This window comes from Microvirgula curvata (assembly GCF_054781615.1).
Genome location: NZ_BAAGUB010000036.1, coordinates 337670 through 353402, shown reverse-complemented (window position 1 = coordinate 353402; position 15733 = coordinate 337670). Strand labels below are relative to the sequence as shown.

Below are 15733 nucleotides of genomic sequence, written 5' to 3'. Positions count from 1 at the left end.
ATAAACTGTCCCGAGCCGCGAATCGTTCGCTGACTGAGGGTGCGAATAATAAAGACTGCCGCCGCCGCCGTCAAGCCCCGCAAGCCAGTAGCGGCGGGGCCTGGCGGGGATCAGCGTGAGCCGACGCCGGCGATCTGCAGCACGATGCGCGCGGCCAGGCTGGCGCCGTCGCGCTGCAGCTCGCGGTGCAGGCTCGCAAAACGCTTCGACAGCCATTCGCGGTAGCGCGGGTCGTCCAGCGCGTTCAGTGCGGCCTGGGCGATGTTGTCGGCGGTTGCGTCATCCTGCAGCAGCTCCGGTACGACAAAGCGGCCGGACAGGATATTCGGCAGGCCCACGTACGGCAGGCGCAGTTTCTTTTTCACCAGCCGATACGTGCTGTTGGACACCCTGTAGCTGATGACCATCGGCCGCTTGGCCAGCGCCACTTCCAGCGTTGCCGTGCCGCTGGCGGCCAGTACCAGGTCGGAAGCGACCATCGCTTCACGCGCATGGCCAAACAGCACGCGGATCGGCAGGTCTTCGGCCTTTTCGGCGTAAAGGTGGTGGCGGAAGCGTTCCATGGTCGGACGGGTCGCGATCGGCACCACAAACTGGGCATCCGGGCGTGAGGCCAGCAGCCGGCGCATGGTGGCGATGAACAGCGGCGCCATGTAGTCGACTTCGGACACGCGGCTGCCGGGCAGCACGGCGAACACCGGCACGTCCTGCGCCACGCGCAGCACCTTGCGCGCCGCTTCGCGGTCCGGTTCCAGGTCGAAGTTGTCGGCATACGGATGGCCGACATAGGTGACCGGCACGCCGGCAGCCTTGTACAGCGGCGCTTCCATCGGGAACAGCGCCAGCACATGGTCGACCGCGCGCTTGATCTTGTGGATGCGTTCGCCGCGCCATGCCCAGATCGACGGACTGACGTAGTGCACGGTGCGCACACCGCCACGCTTGAGTGCGGTTTCCAGCCCGAGGTTGAAATCGGGTGCGTCGATGCCGATGAACACGTGCGGGCGTTCATCGAGCAGCGCGCGTTTGAGGCCACGGCGGATGCGCAGCAGGCGCGGCAGGCTGCGGATCACTTCGGCGTAGCCGCGCACGGCCAGCGCCTCCTGCGGGTACAGGCTGTTCAGCCCCTCCCCCTGCATCCGGGGTCCGCCGATGCCGACGAACTCGATGTCGCGATGCAGCGCCTTCAGCGCCGCCATCAGGGCAGCACCCAGGCCGTCTCCGCTGGCTTCGCCAGCGACCATGGCTACTCGAAAGGAAGTCGTGCGGTGAAAAAGCGTCATGGTTTAGCGGATGATGCCGCGCGTGGTCCGGGCGAAGAATTCGTTGAAAAGAGCCAGCTCGGTCACCGTTTCCGACCCCTTCGCGATCTGCGCCTTCGCATCGTCGAAGCTCAGTCCGTTGCGGTAGAGCTGCTTGTACGCCATGCGGATGGCCTTGATCGCCTCGGCGGAATACCCGCGACGCTTCAGCCCTTCGCTGTTGATGCCGACCGGCGACGCATGGTTGCCGGCGGCCATCACGTACGGCGGAATGTCCTGCACCACGATCGAGCCGCCGGCCGTCATGGCATGGGCGCCGACATGGCAGAACTGGTGCAGTGCGGTCAGGCCGCCAAGCACCACCCAGTCGCCGAGGGTCACGTGACCGGCCAGCGTGGCGTTGTTGGCCAGGATGCAGTGATCGCCGACCTGGCAGTCATGCGCGATATGCACGTAGGCCATGATCCAGTTGTCGTTGCCGACCCGGGTCACGCCCACGTCCTGCACCGTGCCGAGGTTCAGGGTGCAGAATTCGCGGATGGTATTGCCGTTGCCGATTTCGAGGCGGGTTTCCTCGCCGGCGTATTTCTTGTCCTGCGGCGCCTGGCCCAGCGAGGCGAACGGGAACACGGTGTTGTTCTCGCCAATGCGGGTATGGCCTTCGACCACGGTGTGATGACCGATCTTGCTGCCCTTGCCGACACTCACGTGCGGACCGATGACCGCGTACGCGCCAATCTCGACATCAGTGTCGATCTGCGCGGCGGGGTCAATCAGGGCCGTAGGGTGAATCGACATGTCAGATCTCCCGGCGGGCACACATCAGTTCGGCTTCGCAGGCGACTTCGCCATCGACCAGGGCACGGGCGGAGAACTTGCCGATACCGCGGGCGACGCGGAGCATTTCCACTTCGAACACCAGCTGGTCACCCGGCACCACCTGGCGCTTGAAGCGGGCGTTGTCGATGCCGACGAAGAAGTACAGCGCATTTTCCTGGCGCACGTCGCCATCATGGGTCTTGATGGCCAGGATGCCGGCGGCCTGCGCCAGCGCTTCGATGATCAGCACGCCCGGCATGACCGGGTACTGCTCGAAGTGACCGACGAAGAACTGTTCGTTGGCGGTCACGTTCTTGATCGCCCGGATACGCTTGCCGATTTCGATGTCCAGCACGCGGTCGACCAGCAGGAACGGATAGCGATGGGGCAGCAGCTTCATGATGCCGCGGATGTCGATATGGTTGGAGACGTCGCTCATGAGGGTCTTCCTGTCTTGAATTCGTAAGTTGCTGCCAACGGTTGGCACAGCACCGTGGCACTGGTGTTCATTCGCCGCTGCCGTCCCGGCGCTTCAGGGCGTCAAGTTCTTGCTCCAGCGCCTTCATGCGGTCGAACAGGCTGCCGATCTGGCGCACCCGCGCGGCATTGGTCAGCCAGTCGCGATGTTCGGCCAGCGGGTAGACGGCGGTATAGACGCCGGGGGTGCGGATGGATTTGGCCACCAGCGTACCGCCGGAGACCTGCACCCGGTCGCCGATATCGAGATGGCCGGAAATCATCGCCGCCCCGCCCATCAGGCAGTACGCGCCAATGCGGGTGCTGCCGGCCACGCCGACGCAGGCCGCCATGGCAGTGTGCTTGCCGATCCGGCAGTTGTGCGCGATGTGGATCAGGTTGTCGAGGCGGACACCGTCCTCGATCACGGTATCGCCCAGTGCACCACGGTCGACCGTGGTGTTGGCGCCGATCTCGACGTCGTTGCCGATCAGCACGCGGCCGATCTGCGGAATTTTTTCCCAGTGGTCGCCGGCAAACGCGTTGCCGAAGCCGTCGGCGCCAATCACGCAGCCCGGATGCAGGATGCAGCGCAGGCCGATCTCGCAATGGTGCTCGACCACCGCATGCGCATACAGCAGCGTGCCGTCGCCGATGACCGCCCCGTCGCCGACGCAGGCGCCGGCCGACAGTATGACACCATGGCCGATAACGGCATTTTCGCCGACAAATACGTTCGGCCCGATCTGCGCATCCGGCGCCACGCGGGCGCTGGCGGCGACATGGGCGGAAGGATGCACGCCAGGCACCGCGACCGGCAGCGGGTGAAACAGCGTGGCGACACGGGCAAAGTACAACTGCGGATCGCGAACGGCGACATGCGGCTGTGCCAGCGTGCCCGCCAGTGCGGTCGGGACGATCAGCGCCGCAGCGGCGCTGGTCGCCGCCTGTGCGGCGTGCTTGATGGTCACGAAGGCGATATCGCCATCCGCGGCTGCGGACAGCGTGTTCACGCCGGTGATGACCCGTTCGCCATCACCATGCAGTTCGCCGCCCAGCCGGGCGACCAGATCGTTCAGGGTCAGCATGATGGCCTTGCAAAAAAACCGCGGCCGACTAGGCCGGCCGCGTGTTGCACCGTACGCACAGTGCTCAGTTGTCCATCGCCTTCAGGATGCGTTCGGTCAGATCGTGCTTCGGGTTGACGTAAACCGCTTCCTGCACGATCAGGTCGTAACCTTCCTTCTTGGCGATGTCGAGCACCGCCTGGTTGGCACGGTCCAGCACCGAAGCGAATTCCTCGTTCCGGCGCGTGGTGAACTCCGCCCGCAACTGGCCCTGCTTCTGCTGGAACTCCCGCTCGATGGAGACCAGATCGAGCTCCTTCGACTTGCGGTCGTTCGCGCTGAGCTTGCCCTTGTCGAGCGTCTGCTTCAGGTCGCGGGCCTTGTCAGCCAGCTGCTTGAGTTCGCCATCGCGACCGGCGAACTCCTGCTCAAGCCGCTTCTGCGCGGCGACGGCCGGCGCCGCCTCGCGGTAGAGGCGCTCGATATTGACGTAACCCATCTTGAAATCGGCCAGGGCCGGCATCGCAATGGTCAACGCCAGCATCGGCAGCAAAATGCGGGACAGATTCATGCATCCCCCTCAGGTCAGAACGTTGTGCCCAGCGAGAACTGGAAGCGCTGCAGATTATCCTTGTTTTCACCGCTGTCTTCACTCTTCAGCGGGAACGCGTAACTGAACTTCATCGGGCCCATCGGCGACAGCCACGACAGGGCCAGACCGGTAGAGTAGCGCACATTGTCACGCCAGGTTGCGGTCGAACCATCGCCGCCCCACAGCGTACCGGCATCGAAGAACGCCGACGCACGCAGCGTCTTGTCATCCTTCATGCCCGGGAACGGGAACAGCAGTTCGGCATTGATGATGGCACGACGGGTTGCACCGTAGGCATCGTCATTCTCGTCCTTCTTGCCGATCGACGCGTTCTCGTAACCGCGCACCGAACCGATACCACCCAGGTAGAAGTTCTGGAAGAACGGCACCGAATCGGTCTTGCCGTAGCTCTGCACCGCACCCAGTTCGCCATTCAGCGCCAGCACCAGCCGCTTGGTCAGCGGGAAGAACGTCTGCTGACTGCCAACCAGGCGCATGTAGTTGATGTCACTGCCCGGGACCGACATTTCGTAGTTGATGCGCGAAATGCGGCCGGTGGTCGGCCACAGGTAGCTGTCGCGCGTGTCGCGTGCCCAGCCTACCTTCCAAAGATAGTTCAGGTTGTTGGTGCCGAAGTCATCAACATACTTCTTGTAGCGGCTCGGGCTGCTGTCGAAGACCTTGACCTTGGTCTGCTCGACACCGAGGCTGGTGTTGATCGTGTCGTATTCGGTGATCGGAATCCCGAAGCGGACGTCGGCGCCGACGGTGTCGGTGCGGTACTGCTGGGTATTGGTCTCGTTCGGCGAGTAGCGACGATAGTAGGCATCGTAGCCGATCGACACGCCGTCTTCGGTGAAGTACGGGTCGGTGAAGGAGAAGTTCAGGTAGCGGTTCAGCTTCGACGTGTTGAACGACGCGCTGACGGCCTTGCCCGAGCCGAAGAAGTTCGACTGCGAAATCCCGGCGGACAGGATCAGACCTTCGTCCTGCGCGTAGCCGGCGCCCAGCGTCACGTTGCCGGTCGGCTTTTCCGTCACCTTGAAGTTCACGTCGACCTGGTCGGCGGTGTCGGGCACGGCCGGGGTCTCGACGTTGACGTCGGTGAAGTATCCAAGCAGGTCGAGGCGTTCCTTCGAGCGCTTGATCTTCTTGGCGTCGTACCAGCCGGCTTCCATCTGGCGCATTTCACGGCGCACGACTTCGTCGCGGGTCCGGGTGTTGCCGGTCACGTTGATCTTGCGCACATAGGTGCGGCGGCCCGGGTCGACAAAGAAGGTGAAGGCGACTTCGCCCTTTTCCTTGTTCACTTCCGGCACGGCGTTGACGTTGGCGAACGCATAGCCGTCCTGGCCGAGGCGATCGGTCAGCGCGGTAACCGACTGGTTGATCTTGTCGCGGGTGAACACTTCGCCCGGCTGGATGACCAGCAGCGGCTTCAGTTCACTCTCGGGCACGATCAGGTCACCGGCCAGCTTGACGTCGGTCACCTTGTACTTCTTGCCCTCGGTCATGTTCACGGTAATGAACATGTCCTTCTTGTCCGGGCTGATGGAAACCTGGGTCGAGTCGATGTTGTACTCGAAGTAGCCCTGGTTCAGATAGAACGAGCGCAGCTTCTCCAGGTCACCGGTCAGCTTCTGCTTCGAATACTGGTCGTCCTTGGTGATCCACGAGAACCAGCCCGGGGTCGACAGCTGCATCTGGTCGGTCAGATCGTCGGCATCGTAGGCATTGTTGCCGACGAAGGTGATCTGCTTGATGCGCGCGGCAGCGCCTTCGCTGATATCGAGCGTGACGGCAACCCGGTTGCGATCGAGCTTGCTGACCGACGGCTTGATTTCGACCGAGTACTTGCCCCGGCTGAAATACTGCCGTTTGAGTTCCTGGACGGCCTGGTCGAGCAGCGCCTGGTCGAAAATCCGGCTCTCGGCGAGACCGTTTTCCTTCAGGGCCTTCTTCAACTGTTCCTTGTCGAACTCCTTGGAACCGTTGATGCTCAACTGGGCAACGACCGGGCGCTCGTCAACCGACACGATAACCACGTCGCCTTCGGTCTCCACCCGGACATCATTAAAGAAGCCGGTGGCGAACAGCGCCTTGATGGAGGATTCGGCCCGATCGTCGGTAAACGTATCCCCCACCTTGAGCGGCAGGTAGTTGAATACCGTGCCGGGCTCGGTGCGTTGCAAGCCCTCGACCCGGATGTCACGGACAACAAAGGGCGCTACGGCCCAGGCCGGCAGCGCGATCAGCCCGATGACGGCCGCGGCAATGTGTGTCAATTTCATAAGGTGGCGGTTATCCCGCAAAAAGACGGGTTATGTCGTTGAAAAAAGCAAATAACATCAGGGCGGCCAGTGCCGAGAACCCGATGCGGCGGCCGATTTCCTGCGCTCGCGCAGACAGCGGCCGACCACGAATGATCTCGGCCGCATAATACAGCAAATGCCCGCCGTCCAGCAGCGGAATGGGGAGCAGGTTGAGTACGCCGAGGCTGATGCTGATCAAGGCCATGTAATCCAGGAAGGCTTCCCAGCCGGCGCGCGCGCTCTTGCCGGCGTAGTCGGCCATGGTGATCGGCCCGCTGATGCTGGCCGGTGACACGTCTCCGGTCACCATGCGTCCGATCATCCGCGTGGTCAGCGATACCGACTGCCAGGTCTGGGTGAAGGCTTCGCCGATCCCGCCCAGCAGGCCGGGATCGCGGCGGAACTGCAGCCCGTTCATCCAGTCGGCGTCCGGTGCCGGCGCAATGCCCAGCCGCCACGGACCGTCCGGCGTGGCACGCTGCGGCGTGACGTTGACCGTGCGCGGCGCGGCGCCACTGTGCTCGACCGTCAGCGCCAGCGGCTTGCCGCCGCTGTGCAGCACGGCGGTCACCAGCCGTGTCCAGTCACCGTCCAGTGCCACGCCATTGACGGCCAGCACGGTGTCCTCGGTCCGCAGCCCGGCGCGGTCGGCGGCGCTGCCGGCCTCGATATAGGCCAGCCGGGTGGTCAGCCGCAGCGGCGACAGGCCGAACGGCCCGATGCCGCGTTCGATGTCCAGATTGGCCAGCTGGGCTGGCGGAATGCTCACCTTGCGTTCGACGCCGCCATCGCTGATGCCGACCACCAGCGGCGAGCCGCGATCGGTCACGCCGTCCACCAGTTGCAGCCGCAGTTGCTGCCAGTCCTCGACCGCTTCGCCATTGATCGACACCACCGACTGTCCGGCGCGCAGCCCGGCCATGGCCGCCGGCGTGTCCGGCGCCACCATGCCGATGACCGGGCGGATGCCTTCGACGCCATTGAGCAGGGTCAGCCAGGTCAGCACCACCGCCAGCAGCATGTTGGCAACCGGCCCGGCCGCCACGATGGCGATCCGGTGCCAGACCGGCTGCAGATCGAACGCCCGCGCCCGCTCCTCCGGCAGTACGGCCACGTCCTCGCGGGTGTCGAGCATCTTCACATAGCCGCCCAGCGGGATCGGTGCCAGCGCCCACTCGGTCTCGCCGCGCCGCCAGGTCACCAGCGGCTTGCCGAAGCCGATGGAGAACCGGACCACCTTGACGCCAAGGCGTCGGGCGACCCAGTAGTGACCGAACTCGTGGAACGTGACCAGCACGCCGAGTGCGACCAGGAAGGCAAGAAGGGTTGTCAGCATCCAGGCAAAATCCTTGTTGAGTCAGCGGGTCATGGCGAGCGCATCGCGCAGCGCCCGCGTCGCGTGTTCCGGCCGGTCGACCGGCAGATTGTGGCCGGCCCCCGGCACCACGATCAGCCGCGCATTCAGTGCGCGGGCCAGACGCTGGCCGATCGGCAGCGGGAAAATCCGGTCATCGCTGCCCCAGATCACCACCGGCAGCGGCCACGGCTGCGCCGGGTCCAGGGTGGCAACATAGTGATCGCGGTTGGCATTCAGTTCGCGGATCAGCGCAAGTTGCGACGGCCGGCGACCGGCGAAATAGTACTGGAGCACATCGCGCAGCACCCAGTCCGGGGCATCGCGGGAAGAATGCGAGTAGACCAGCCTGACCAGCCGCCGCAGCGCTTCCGGCGTATCCGGCACGAACAGCGCTTCGGCCGACGGCACCCCGGCCCGGGACAGCAGGTCGCGGGCATCGGCGTCGGTGTAGATCCAGCCCGGCGAGTCCACCATGACCAGCTGGCTGATCCGCTCCGGCACCCGGCGCGTCAGTGCCTGGGCGACAAATCCGCCATAGGACAGGCCCACCACTCTGACCTCGCGCAGGTCCAGTCGTTCGAGCAGCGCGGCCAGCGCCGCCGCCTGCGCATCCAGCGAGGGCGGGCGCTGCGAGGTCGACGCGCCGAACCACAGCAGGTCCGGCACCAGCACGCGGTGGTCGCGCGCCAGGTCAGTCATCTGCGCCTGCCAGTTCACCAGCCCGTTGCCGCCGAAACCGTGCAGCAGCAACACCGGCTGGCCGCTGCCGGCTTCGCGCCAGGCCAGTCGCCCGTCGGGCAGATCCAGCGTCTTCGACACGAACCCCTTGCCGCTGACGACCGAGTCGGCCCACCACGCCTGCATCGCCGACGGCGAGCACGCGGTCAGCGACACGGCCAGCAGAGTGGCGCTCAGCCAGCGAAGTACGGTCTGTGACGAAAGTTTCATGCGGATGCCGGATGAAAAGCAGGCGGCAGAGTCTAGCATGGCGCGGCGGCATCGCGCGCCGCATGCTGATCGGCTGACGGGCCGGGCCCGAGCAGTTCGACCAGCGCCAGCAGGGCGCGTGGCGCCCGGTCGCGCCGCCACACCAGCCAGGTTTCCGCATCGGCAACGGCACTGGGCAGGCGGTGCAGCGCCAGCGGCAGGTGCATGTCGCGCTGGGCATCGACCACCGTCTTCGGCAACAGCGCAATGCCCATGCCGGCGGCCGCGCAGCCGAGGATGGCCTGGAAGGAGCCGAATTCAAGAATCGAGGCCGGAAACACGCCTTCGGTACGGCACCAGTGCTCCAGCCGTTCGCGATAGGCACAGCCGGCGCGAAAGGCCAGCAGCGTCGGCGCCGGCAGGTCGGCCGCCTGGCCGACCGGAGCGTGGCCGGCTTCAGTCACCAGCACCAGCTCCTCGCGCCACAGCCGGCAGCCATCCAGCTGCGGGTCGGAAACCGGCCCGGCAATGAACGCGGCGTCCAGCCGGTAGTCGCAGACCTGGTCGATCAGCGTCCGCGTCGGCCCGGTTTCCAGTGACAGGTGAACGGCCGGATAACGGCGGTGATAATCAGCCAGCGGCAGTGGCAGACGTATCGCCGCCGTGGTTTCCATCGAACCGAGCCGCAGCTGGCCCGACGGCGCCGCACCGCGCACCGCCTCGCGCGCTTCATCCGCCAGCGCGGTCAGCCGCCGTGCGTAACCGAGCAGCTCGCGCCCGGCCGGGGTCATGATCATCTGCCGCCGGTCGCGATGGAACAGCGCCGTGCCGAGCTCGTCTTCCAGCTGGCGCAAGCGGGCGGAGACGTTCGACTGCACGCAGTGCAGCGCCTGCGCCGCCCGGGTCACGCCCCCCTGCTCGGCCACGGCGGTAAACAGTCTGAGGCTGGACAATTCCATTGCAACGGCCTTCCGGATCATCAATAACGAACGATGTGTTCATATTAAATCGTTTCTGATGATGATCAATATTGGCTAGTCTGAAGATCAGCCCAGCCCGGAAGCCCCCATGCCCGTCCACACGTCCCGCCCCGGCCTCTACGGTCTCGTCGCACTCTGCCTCGCCATGGGGCTGGGACGCTTCTTCTATACCTCGATGCTGCCGCCGATGCTGGCCGAGCAGCGGCTGACACTGGCCGACGGCTCGGCGCTGGCATTCTGGAACTATGCCGGCTACCTGGCCGGCAGCATGGTGATGGCACGCTACCCGCTCGCGCGCCGGCTCAGCCTGCGGCGCGGGCTGATGGCCGGCGCCGGGCTGACGGTGCTGACCATGGCCGCCATGATTCCGGACTGCCCGCCGGCGCTGTGGTCGGCGCTGCGCTTTGTCGCCGGCTTTGCGTCAGCGCTGATGTTCGTCTGCATCTCGACCCTGGTGCTGCCGCGTGCGGATGCCGCCACCCGGGGCATATTGTTTGCCGGCGTCGGCGTCGGCATCGTGCTGTCCGGCCTGCTGTCCGGCCTTGGTGAAGGACTCGGCCTGTCGTCGGCCGTCACCTGGGCGCTGGGCGCGCTGCTCGGACTATTGTCGCTGGCCTGGATTGCCCGGCCACTTGCCGCACCGCGCTCGGCGCAGGCCGCGCCGGCCACCCGGAGCGCCGTGTCCCAGTCCGCGCTGACCTGGCTGTACGGGCTGGCCGGTTTCGGCTACATCATCGCTGCCACCTATCTGCCCACTCTGGCGGCCGAGACACTGGGCAACACCCGTGCCGGCGGCTGGATCTGGCTGGTCGCCGGCCTCGCCGCCATGCCGTCGCCCATCCTGTGGGCGAAAGCCAACCACCGCTACGGCACCGCACCGATGCTGACGCTGAACCTGCTGCTGCAGGCGATCGGCGCCGCCCTGCCCGCGCTGTGGCCGACCCAGGCCGGCCTGTACCTGACTGCCGTGCTGATCGGCGGCACCTTCATGGGCACGGTCACGCTGGTCATGCCGCTGGCCCGCTCGCTGCCGCTGCGGCCGAATCATCATCCGCTGGCCTGGATCGTCGCCGCCTATGGCCTCGGCCAGCTGGCCGGTCCGCTGCTGGCCGGCTGGCTGCGCCACAGCAGCGGCAGTTTCGCCCTGCCGTGCCTGATCGCCGGCGCCGCCCTGCTGCTGGCGCTGCCGCTGGTGCCGGCCGCCTGCGGCAGCCGCCGCTCCGTTTCCCCACCCCAACCCTGAACTGGAACCCGCCATGCCTTATGTCAATATCCGCATTACCCGCGAAGGCGCCAGCGCCGAACAGAAACAGCGCCTGATCGAAGGCGCCACCCGGTTGCTGGCCGATGTGCTCGGCAAGAACCCGGCCACCACCTTTGTCATCATCGACGAGGTGGAGACCGACAACTGGGGCATTGCCGGCGAAAGCGTGACCGAACGCCGCAAGGACGGTCGCTAGCACCGGGCGCCCGCCAGGCCGCTGGCCGCGCCGGAACCGCCCCCGTATCATGGCCGCGCCATCACTCCTCCTGTGCGCACCATGCTGCTGAATGTCATCTGGGCCGGATTCATTCTGGTCGCCGTCGTGTCCGCCTTCGTCCAGACGCTGGTGTTCGGCAATGCCGATATCCTGCCGGCGCTGGTGCGGGCCATGTTCGACACCGCCCGCACCGGCTTCGAGATCGCCCTCGGGCTGACCGGCGTCATGACACTGTGGCTCGGCATCATGAAGATCGGCGAGCGCGCCGGGCTGATCGCGCTGATGGCACGCGGTCTGGCGCCGCTGTTCCGCCGCCTGTTTCCCGGCGTGCCGGACGGCCATCCGGCGCTGGGCAGCATGACCATGAATATCGCCGCCAATATGCTCGGCCTCGACAATGCCGCCACGCCGCTGGGTCTGAAGGCGATGCGCGAGCTGCAGACGCTGAACCCGGTGCCGGATACCGCCACCGACGCGCAGATCCTGTTCCTGGTCATCAATACCGCCGCCGTCACCCTGTTTCCGGTCACCATCTTTGCCTACCGCGCGCAGCTCGGCGCCGCCGACCCGACCGATGTGTTCATCCCGCTGCTGCTGGCCAGCTATATCGCCACCCTGGCCGGGGTGGCACTGACCGGCGTCATCCAGCGCCTGAAGCTGTTCGATCCGGTCGTGCTCGCCTATGCCGGCGGGCTGACGCTGCTGGTCGGCGGCGTGACTGCCTGGTTCGCCAGCCTGCCGCCGGAGCAGATGCAGCGCCAGTCGGCCATGTGGAGCAATGGTCTGCTGCTCGCCGTGGTCACGCTGATGATCGTTGCCGCGCTGTGGCGGCGGATCAATGTGTACGAGGCCTTTATCGACGGCGCCAGGGAAGGCTTCCAGGTTGCGGTCGGCATCATTCCGTATCTGGTGGCAATGCTGGTGGCGATCGCGCTGCTGCGCGCCAGCGGCGCGCTGGAACTGGCCATTGGCGCGGTGCGTGCCGCGGTCGCGGGTTTCGGTTTCGATACCCGCTGGGTCGACGCACTGCCGAACGGGATCATGAAATCGCTGTCCGGCAGCGGCGCACGCGCGGTGATGATCGACAGCATGAAGACCCATGGTGCGGACAGCTTTGTCGGTCGTCTGGTATCCATCATCCAGGGATCGAGCGAAACCACCTTCTATGTGCTGGCGGTGTATTTCGGCGCAGTCAATATCCGCAACACCCGCTATGCCGCCGGCTGCGGGCTGTTTGCCGACCTGATCGGCTTTATCGCGGCGGTCGGCGTTGCCTATCTGTTCTTCGGCCATCTGGCATGACACCATGGGGGGTCGGCCGGTGGGCATTGAGACAGGGATCTGCAGCAACGCGAACCCGCGCTTGATGTCAGCCGTCGCCACACGTTACCGTCCCCGCCCCATTACTGAAGCCAAGGCCCGTCATGTTGGAAACGATCACGCTGTTCTTCAGCAAGGTGCTGTTCATCATCGCTGCGCTGTTCCCGATCCTGAATCCGCCCGGACACGCGCCGATCTTCCTGTCGCTGACGGCGCACAACACCCATGAAGAACGGGCCATCCTCGCGCGCAAGGTCGGCATCTACAGCTTCGTGCTGCTGCTCGCTGCCATGTATGTCGGCGGCTATGTACTGAAGCTGTTCGAGGTCTCGCTGCCGATCGTGCAGGTCGGCGGCGGCTTTCTGGTGACGATGGCGGCATGGGAGATGCTGACCGACAAGCACGACATCGCCCGCGACCAGGGCGATACCGGCCACCTGACCCGTGACCAGCTGTCGCAGCGCGCGTTCTACCCGCTGACCTTCCCGATCACCGTCGGGCCGGGTGCGACCACCGTGGCCATCACCGTCGCCGCCAACCTGCGCGGCAGCGGCACGCTGGCCAGCGCCAGCCTCCAGCACGTGACGGTGCTGGTACTGGCCAGTCTGGTCGGCACCGGGTTGATCGCCTTCTCGCTGTACGCCTGCTACCGCTATGCCGATACCCTGCTCCGCGTGCTCGGCAATACCGGTACCATGGTGTTCATGCGTCTGTCGGCCTTCATTCTGATGTGCCTCGGCGTGCAGATCATCTGGGACGGCCTGACCCAGCTCGTGCTGCAGTTCGGCCTGGCCCACCTCAGCGGCTTCGTCAAATGAGTGACATGAAAACCTATATCGTCGGTGGCGCGGTGCGCGACCGCCTGCTCGGGCTGCCGGTACGCGACCGCGACTGGGTCGTGGTCGGCGCCTCGCCCGAAGACATGCTCGCGCGCGGCTTCATGCCGGTCGGGCGCGACTTTCCGGTATTCCTGCATCCGCAGACACACGAGGAATACGCACTGGCGCGCACCGAGCGCAAGACCGCGCGCGGCTACCACGGCTTCAGCTTCCACGCGGCCCCGGACGTGACGCTGGAACAGGATCTGGCCCGCCGCGACCTGACCATCAACGCCATTGCCGAAGACGAGGATGGCCGGCTGATCGATCCGTACCACGGCCAGGAAGATCTGCAGGCCGGCATGCTGCGCCATGTCGGCCCCGCCTTTGTCGAGGACCCGGTGCGCATCCTGCGTCTGGCGCGTTTCGCCGCCCGCTTCGGCTTTGCCACCGCGCCGGACACGCTGGCGCTGATGCGCAGCATGGTTGCCGATGGCGAGGTCGACGCACTGGTGCCGGAACGGGTGTGGCAGGAAGTGGCCAGGGGACTGATGGAAGACCGCCCGTCGCGCCTGTTCTCGACCCTGCGCGAATGCGGCGCGCTGGCCCGGGTCATGCCCGAGGTCGATGCCCTGTACGGCGTGCCGCAACGGGCCGACTACCACCCCGAAGTCGATACCGGCATCCATATGGAGCTGGTTCTGGATGCGGCGGCCCGCGAGGGGCTGCCGCTGGCGGCACGCTACGCGGCACTGTGCCATGACCTCGGCAAGGCGCTGACGCCGGCCGATGTGCTGCCGCGCCATATCGCCCACGAACAGCGAGGGGTTGCCCCGGTCGAGGCCCTGTCGGCACGACTGAAAGTGCCGGCCGAATGCCGTGATCTGGCGCTGATCACCTGCCGCTTCCACACCCACGTTCACCGGGCGCGCGAGCTGCGTCCGGCCACGGTGCTGAAGCTGTTCCGCGATGCCGATGCGCTGCGCCGGCCGGCGCGCTTTCTGGATTTTCTCGCCGTCTGCCGCGCCGACTGCCATGGCCGCACCGGCTATGCCGATGCCGTGTATCCGCAGGCCGACTATCTGCTCGCCCTGCTCGCGGCGGCCCGCGCCGTCGATGCCGGCGCCATCGCCGCCGCCTGCACGGACAAGGCCTCGATTCCGCAGCAGGTCGACGCCGCACGCGTCGCCGCCATCACCACCGCCCAGGCTGCCTTCCCGTCATGACCGCCATCCATATCCTGCCGGCCACGCTGATGCGCGGCGGCACCAGCAAGGGGCTGTTTTTCCGGGCCGACCGGCTGCCGGTTGCGCCGGCACTGCGCGAGTCGCTGCTGATCCGCGCCATCGGCAGTCCCGATCCCTATGGTTCGCAGATCGACGGCCTCGGCACCGGCATTTCCAGCACCAGCAAGGTGGTGCTGCTGTCCCGTTCCGAACGTCCCGGCCACGATGTCGACTACCTGTTCGGTCACGTGGCCATCCGCGAGGCGCTGATCGACTGGTCCGGCAATTGCGGCAACCTGACTGCCGCCGTGCCGCTGTTTGCGCTGATGGAGGGGCTGGTAGCCCGTGACGACGGCCCGGCCGAAATCCGCATCTGGCAGGCCAATATCGGCAAGACCATCATTGCCGGACTCGATGTCCGTGACGGGCAGCCGTGCTGGACCGGCGACTGTGCCATCGATGGCGTCGCCTTCCCGGCCGCGCCGATCCGGCTGCGCTTTCTCGATCCGGCCGGCGGCGGTGCCGGGCGCCTGTTCCCGACCGGCCGCGCCATCGATACGCTGCGGCTGCCGGACGGTCGTGCCATCGAAGCGACGCTGATCGACGCCGGCAATCCGCTGGTGCTGATCGATGCCGCCGCACTGGGTCTGGCTGGTGATGAAACCGCGGATCGCATCGATGCCGCCACCCAGGCCGCCCTCGAACACCTGCGCGCAGCCGGCAGCGTGGCAATGGGTCTGGCCGACAGCCTGGAACAGGCCAGTCGCCAGCGTCCGGCCACGCCGAAAATCGCTTTTCTGAGCCGGGCACGACGCCCGGACTGCCAGTTGAATGCCCGCATCCTGTCGATGGGCCGGCTGCATCATGCCTTTACCGGCACCGGCGCCATCGGCCTGGCTGCCGCCGCCGCCCTGCCGGACACGCTGGCCAGCCGTTTGCTGGATGCGCCGGCCACACCGCTGTGCTTCAGCCACGCCGCCGGCAGCCAGACGCTCAGCGCCGTGGTCAGCCGCAGTGGCAGCGACTGGCGCATCGACGAGGTGGTGATGACCCGCACCGCCCGGCCGCTGATGCGCGGCGAACTGTTCATCCCTCTCGACTACTGATCCCCGGAGT

At 66.1% G+C, this 15733-nt stretch carries 15 protein-coding genes; 6 read left to right on the top strand and 9 right to left on the bottom strand.

Going from position 1 to position 15733, the window contains the following annotated elements; genetic code table 11:
- Positions 1-110: 110 nt before the first annotated feature.
- The 9 genes from lpxB to ACYVG8_RS18545 all read right to left on the bottom strand — a co-directional run bounded on the left by lpxB (position 111) and on the right by ACYVG8_RS18545 (position 9751).
- Positions 111-1283: a lipid-A-disaccharide synthase gene (lpxB, locus tag ACYVG8_RS18585; RefSeq protein ID WP_028498271.1), complete on the bottom strand. Its 1173-nt coding sequence runs from the start codon at positions 1281-1283 to the stop codon at positions 111-113.
- A gap of 3 nt (positions 1284-1286) precedes the next feature.
- A complete protein-coding gene (gene lpxA / locus ACYVG8_RS18580) occupies positions 1287-2060 on the bottom strand; it encodes an acyl-ACP--UDP-N-acetylglucosamine O-acyltransferase (protein WP_028498270.1) in 774 nt (257 codons plus the stop codon).
- Between the two features lies 1 nt (position 2061).
- A complete protein-coding gene (fabZ, locus tag ACYVG8_RS18575; protein ID WP_028498269.1) occupies positions 2062-2520 on the bottom strand; it encodes a 3-hydroxyacyl-ACP dehydratase FabZ in 459 nt (152 codons plus the stop codon).
- A gap of 67 nt (positions 2521-2587) precedes the next feature.
- Complete coding sequence (lpxD, locus tag ACYVG8_RS18570) at positions 2588-3625, bottom strand: UDP-3-O-(3-hydroxymyristoyl)glucosamine N-acyltransferase (RefSeq protein ID WP_028498268.1); 1038 nt, start codon at positions 3623-3625, stop codon at positions 2588-2590.
- 64 nt (positions 3626-3689) lie between these two features.
- A complete protein-coding gene (locus tag ACYVG8_RS18565; RefSeq protein ID WP_028498267.1) occupies positions 3690-4175 on the bottom strand; it encodes an OmpH/Skp family outer membrane protein in 486 nt (161 codons plus the stop codon).
- A 14-nt stretch (positions 4176-4189) separates the two neighbouring features.
- Entirely contained in the window at positions 4190-6487 is a 2298-nt protein-coding gene (gene bamA, locus ACYVG8_RS18560) for an outer membrane protein assembly factor BamA (RefSeq protein ID WP_028498266.1), read from the bottom strand.
- A 10-nt stretch (positions 6488-6497) separates the two neighbouring features.
- Positions 6498-7844: an RIP metalloprotease RseP gene (gene rseP, locus ACYVG8_RS18555; protein ID WP_036385228.1), complete on the bottom strand. Its 1347-nt coding sequence runs from the start codon at positions 7842-7844 to the stop codon at positions 6498-6500.
- 21 nt (positions 7845-7865) lie between these two features.
- Positions 7866-8813: an alpha/beta fold hydrolase gene (locus ACYVG8_RS18550; RefSeq protein ID WP_028498264.1), complete on the bottom strand. Its 948-nt coding sequence runs from the start codon at positions 8811-8813 to the stop codon at positions 7866-7868.
- A 32-nt stretch (positions 8814-8845) separates the two neighbouring features.
- Positions 8846-9751 carry a LysR family transcriptional regulator gene (locus tag ACYVG8_RS18545; protein WP_028498263.1) on the bottom strand — a complete coding sequence of 302 codons (906 nt, stop codon included), beginning with the start codon at positions 9749-9751 and terminating at the stop codon, positions 8846-8848.
- A gap of 109 nt (positions 9752-9860) precedes the next feature.
- On the opposite strand from ACYVG8_RS18545, the gene ACYVG8_RS18540 reads away from it, so the two are divergent.
- From ACYVG8_RS18540 to ACYVG8_RS18515, 6 genes are all read left to right on the top strand, one after another.
- The gene (locus ACYVG8_RS18540) at positions 9861-11015 is read left to right on the top strand and encodes a YbfB/YjiJ family MFS transporter (RefSeq protein WP_028498262.1); all 1155 of its coding nucleotides are present in this window, start codon (positions 9861-9863) and stop codon (positions 11013-11015) included.
- A 13-nt stretch (positions 11016-11028) separates the two neighbouring features.
- Positions 11029-11232: a 2-hydroxymuconate tautomerase family protein gene (locus ACYVG8_RS18535; RefSeq protein WP_028498261.1), complete on the top strand. Its 204-nt coding sequence runs from the start codon at positions 11029-11031 to the stop codon at positions 11230-11232.
- 81 nt (positions 11233-11313) lie between these two features.
- Positions 11314-12555, top strand: coding sequence for a nucleoside recognition domain-containing protein (locus ACYVG8_RS18530; protein ID WP_199489755.1), 1242 nt, complete (start codon positions 11314-11316; stop codon positions 12553-12555).
- A gap of 122 nt (positions 12556-12677) precedes the next feature.
- Positions 12678-13391 (top strand): MarC family protein, encoded by a 714-nt coding sequence (locus ACYVG8_RS18525; RefSeq protein WP_051528670.1) that lies wholly within the window; start codon positions 12678-12680, stop codon positions 13389-13391.
- Between the two features lie 5 nt (positions 13392-13396).
- Positions 13397-14617 (top strand): multifunctional CCA addition/repair protein, encoded by a 1221-nt coding sequence (locus ACYVG8_RS18520; protein WP_028498258.1) that lies wholly within the window; start codon positions 13397-13399, stop codon positions 14615-14617.
- On the top strand, positions 14614-15723 hold the full coding sequence (locus tag ACYVG8_RS18515; protein ID WP_281660300.1) for a PrpF domain-containing protein: 1110 nt from the start codon (positions 14614-14616) through the stop codon (positions 15721-15723). The genes ACYVG8_RS18520 and ACYVG8_RS18515 overlap by 4 nt, the downstream gene beginning before the upstream one ends.
- Positions 15724-15733 lie beyond the last annotated feature (10 nt).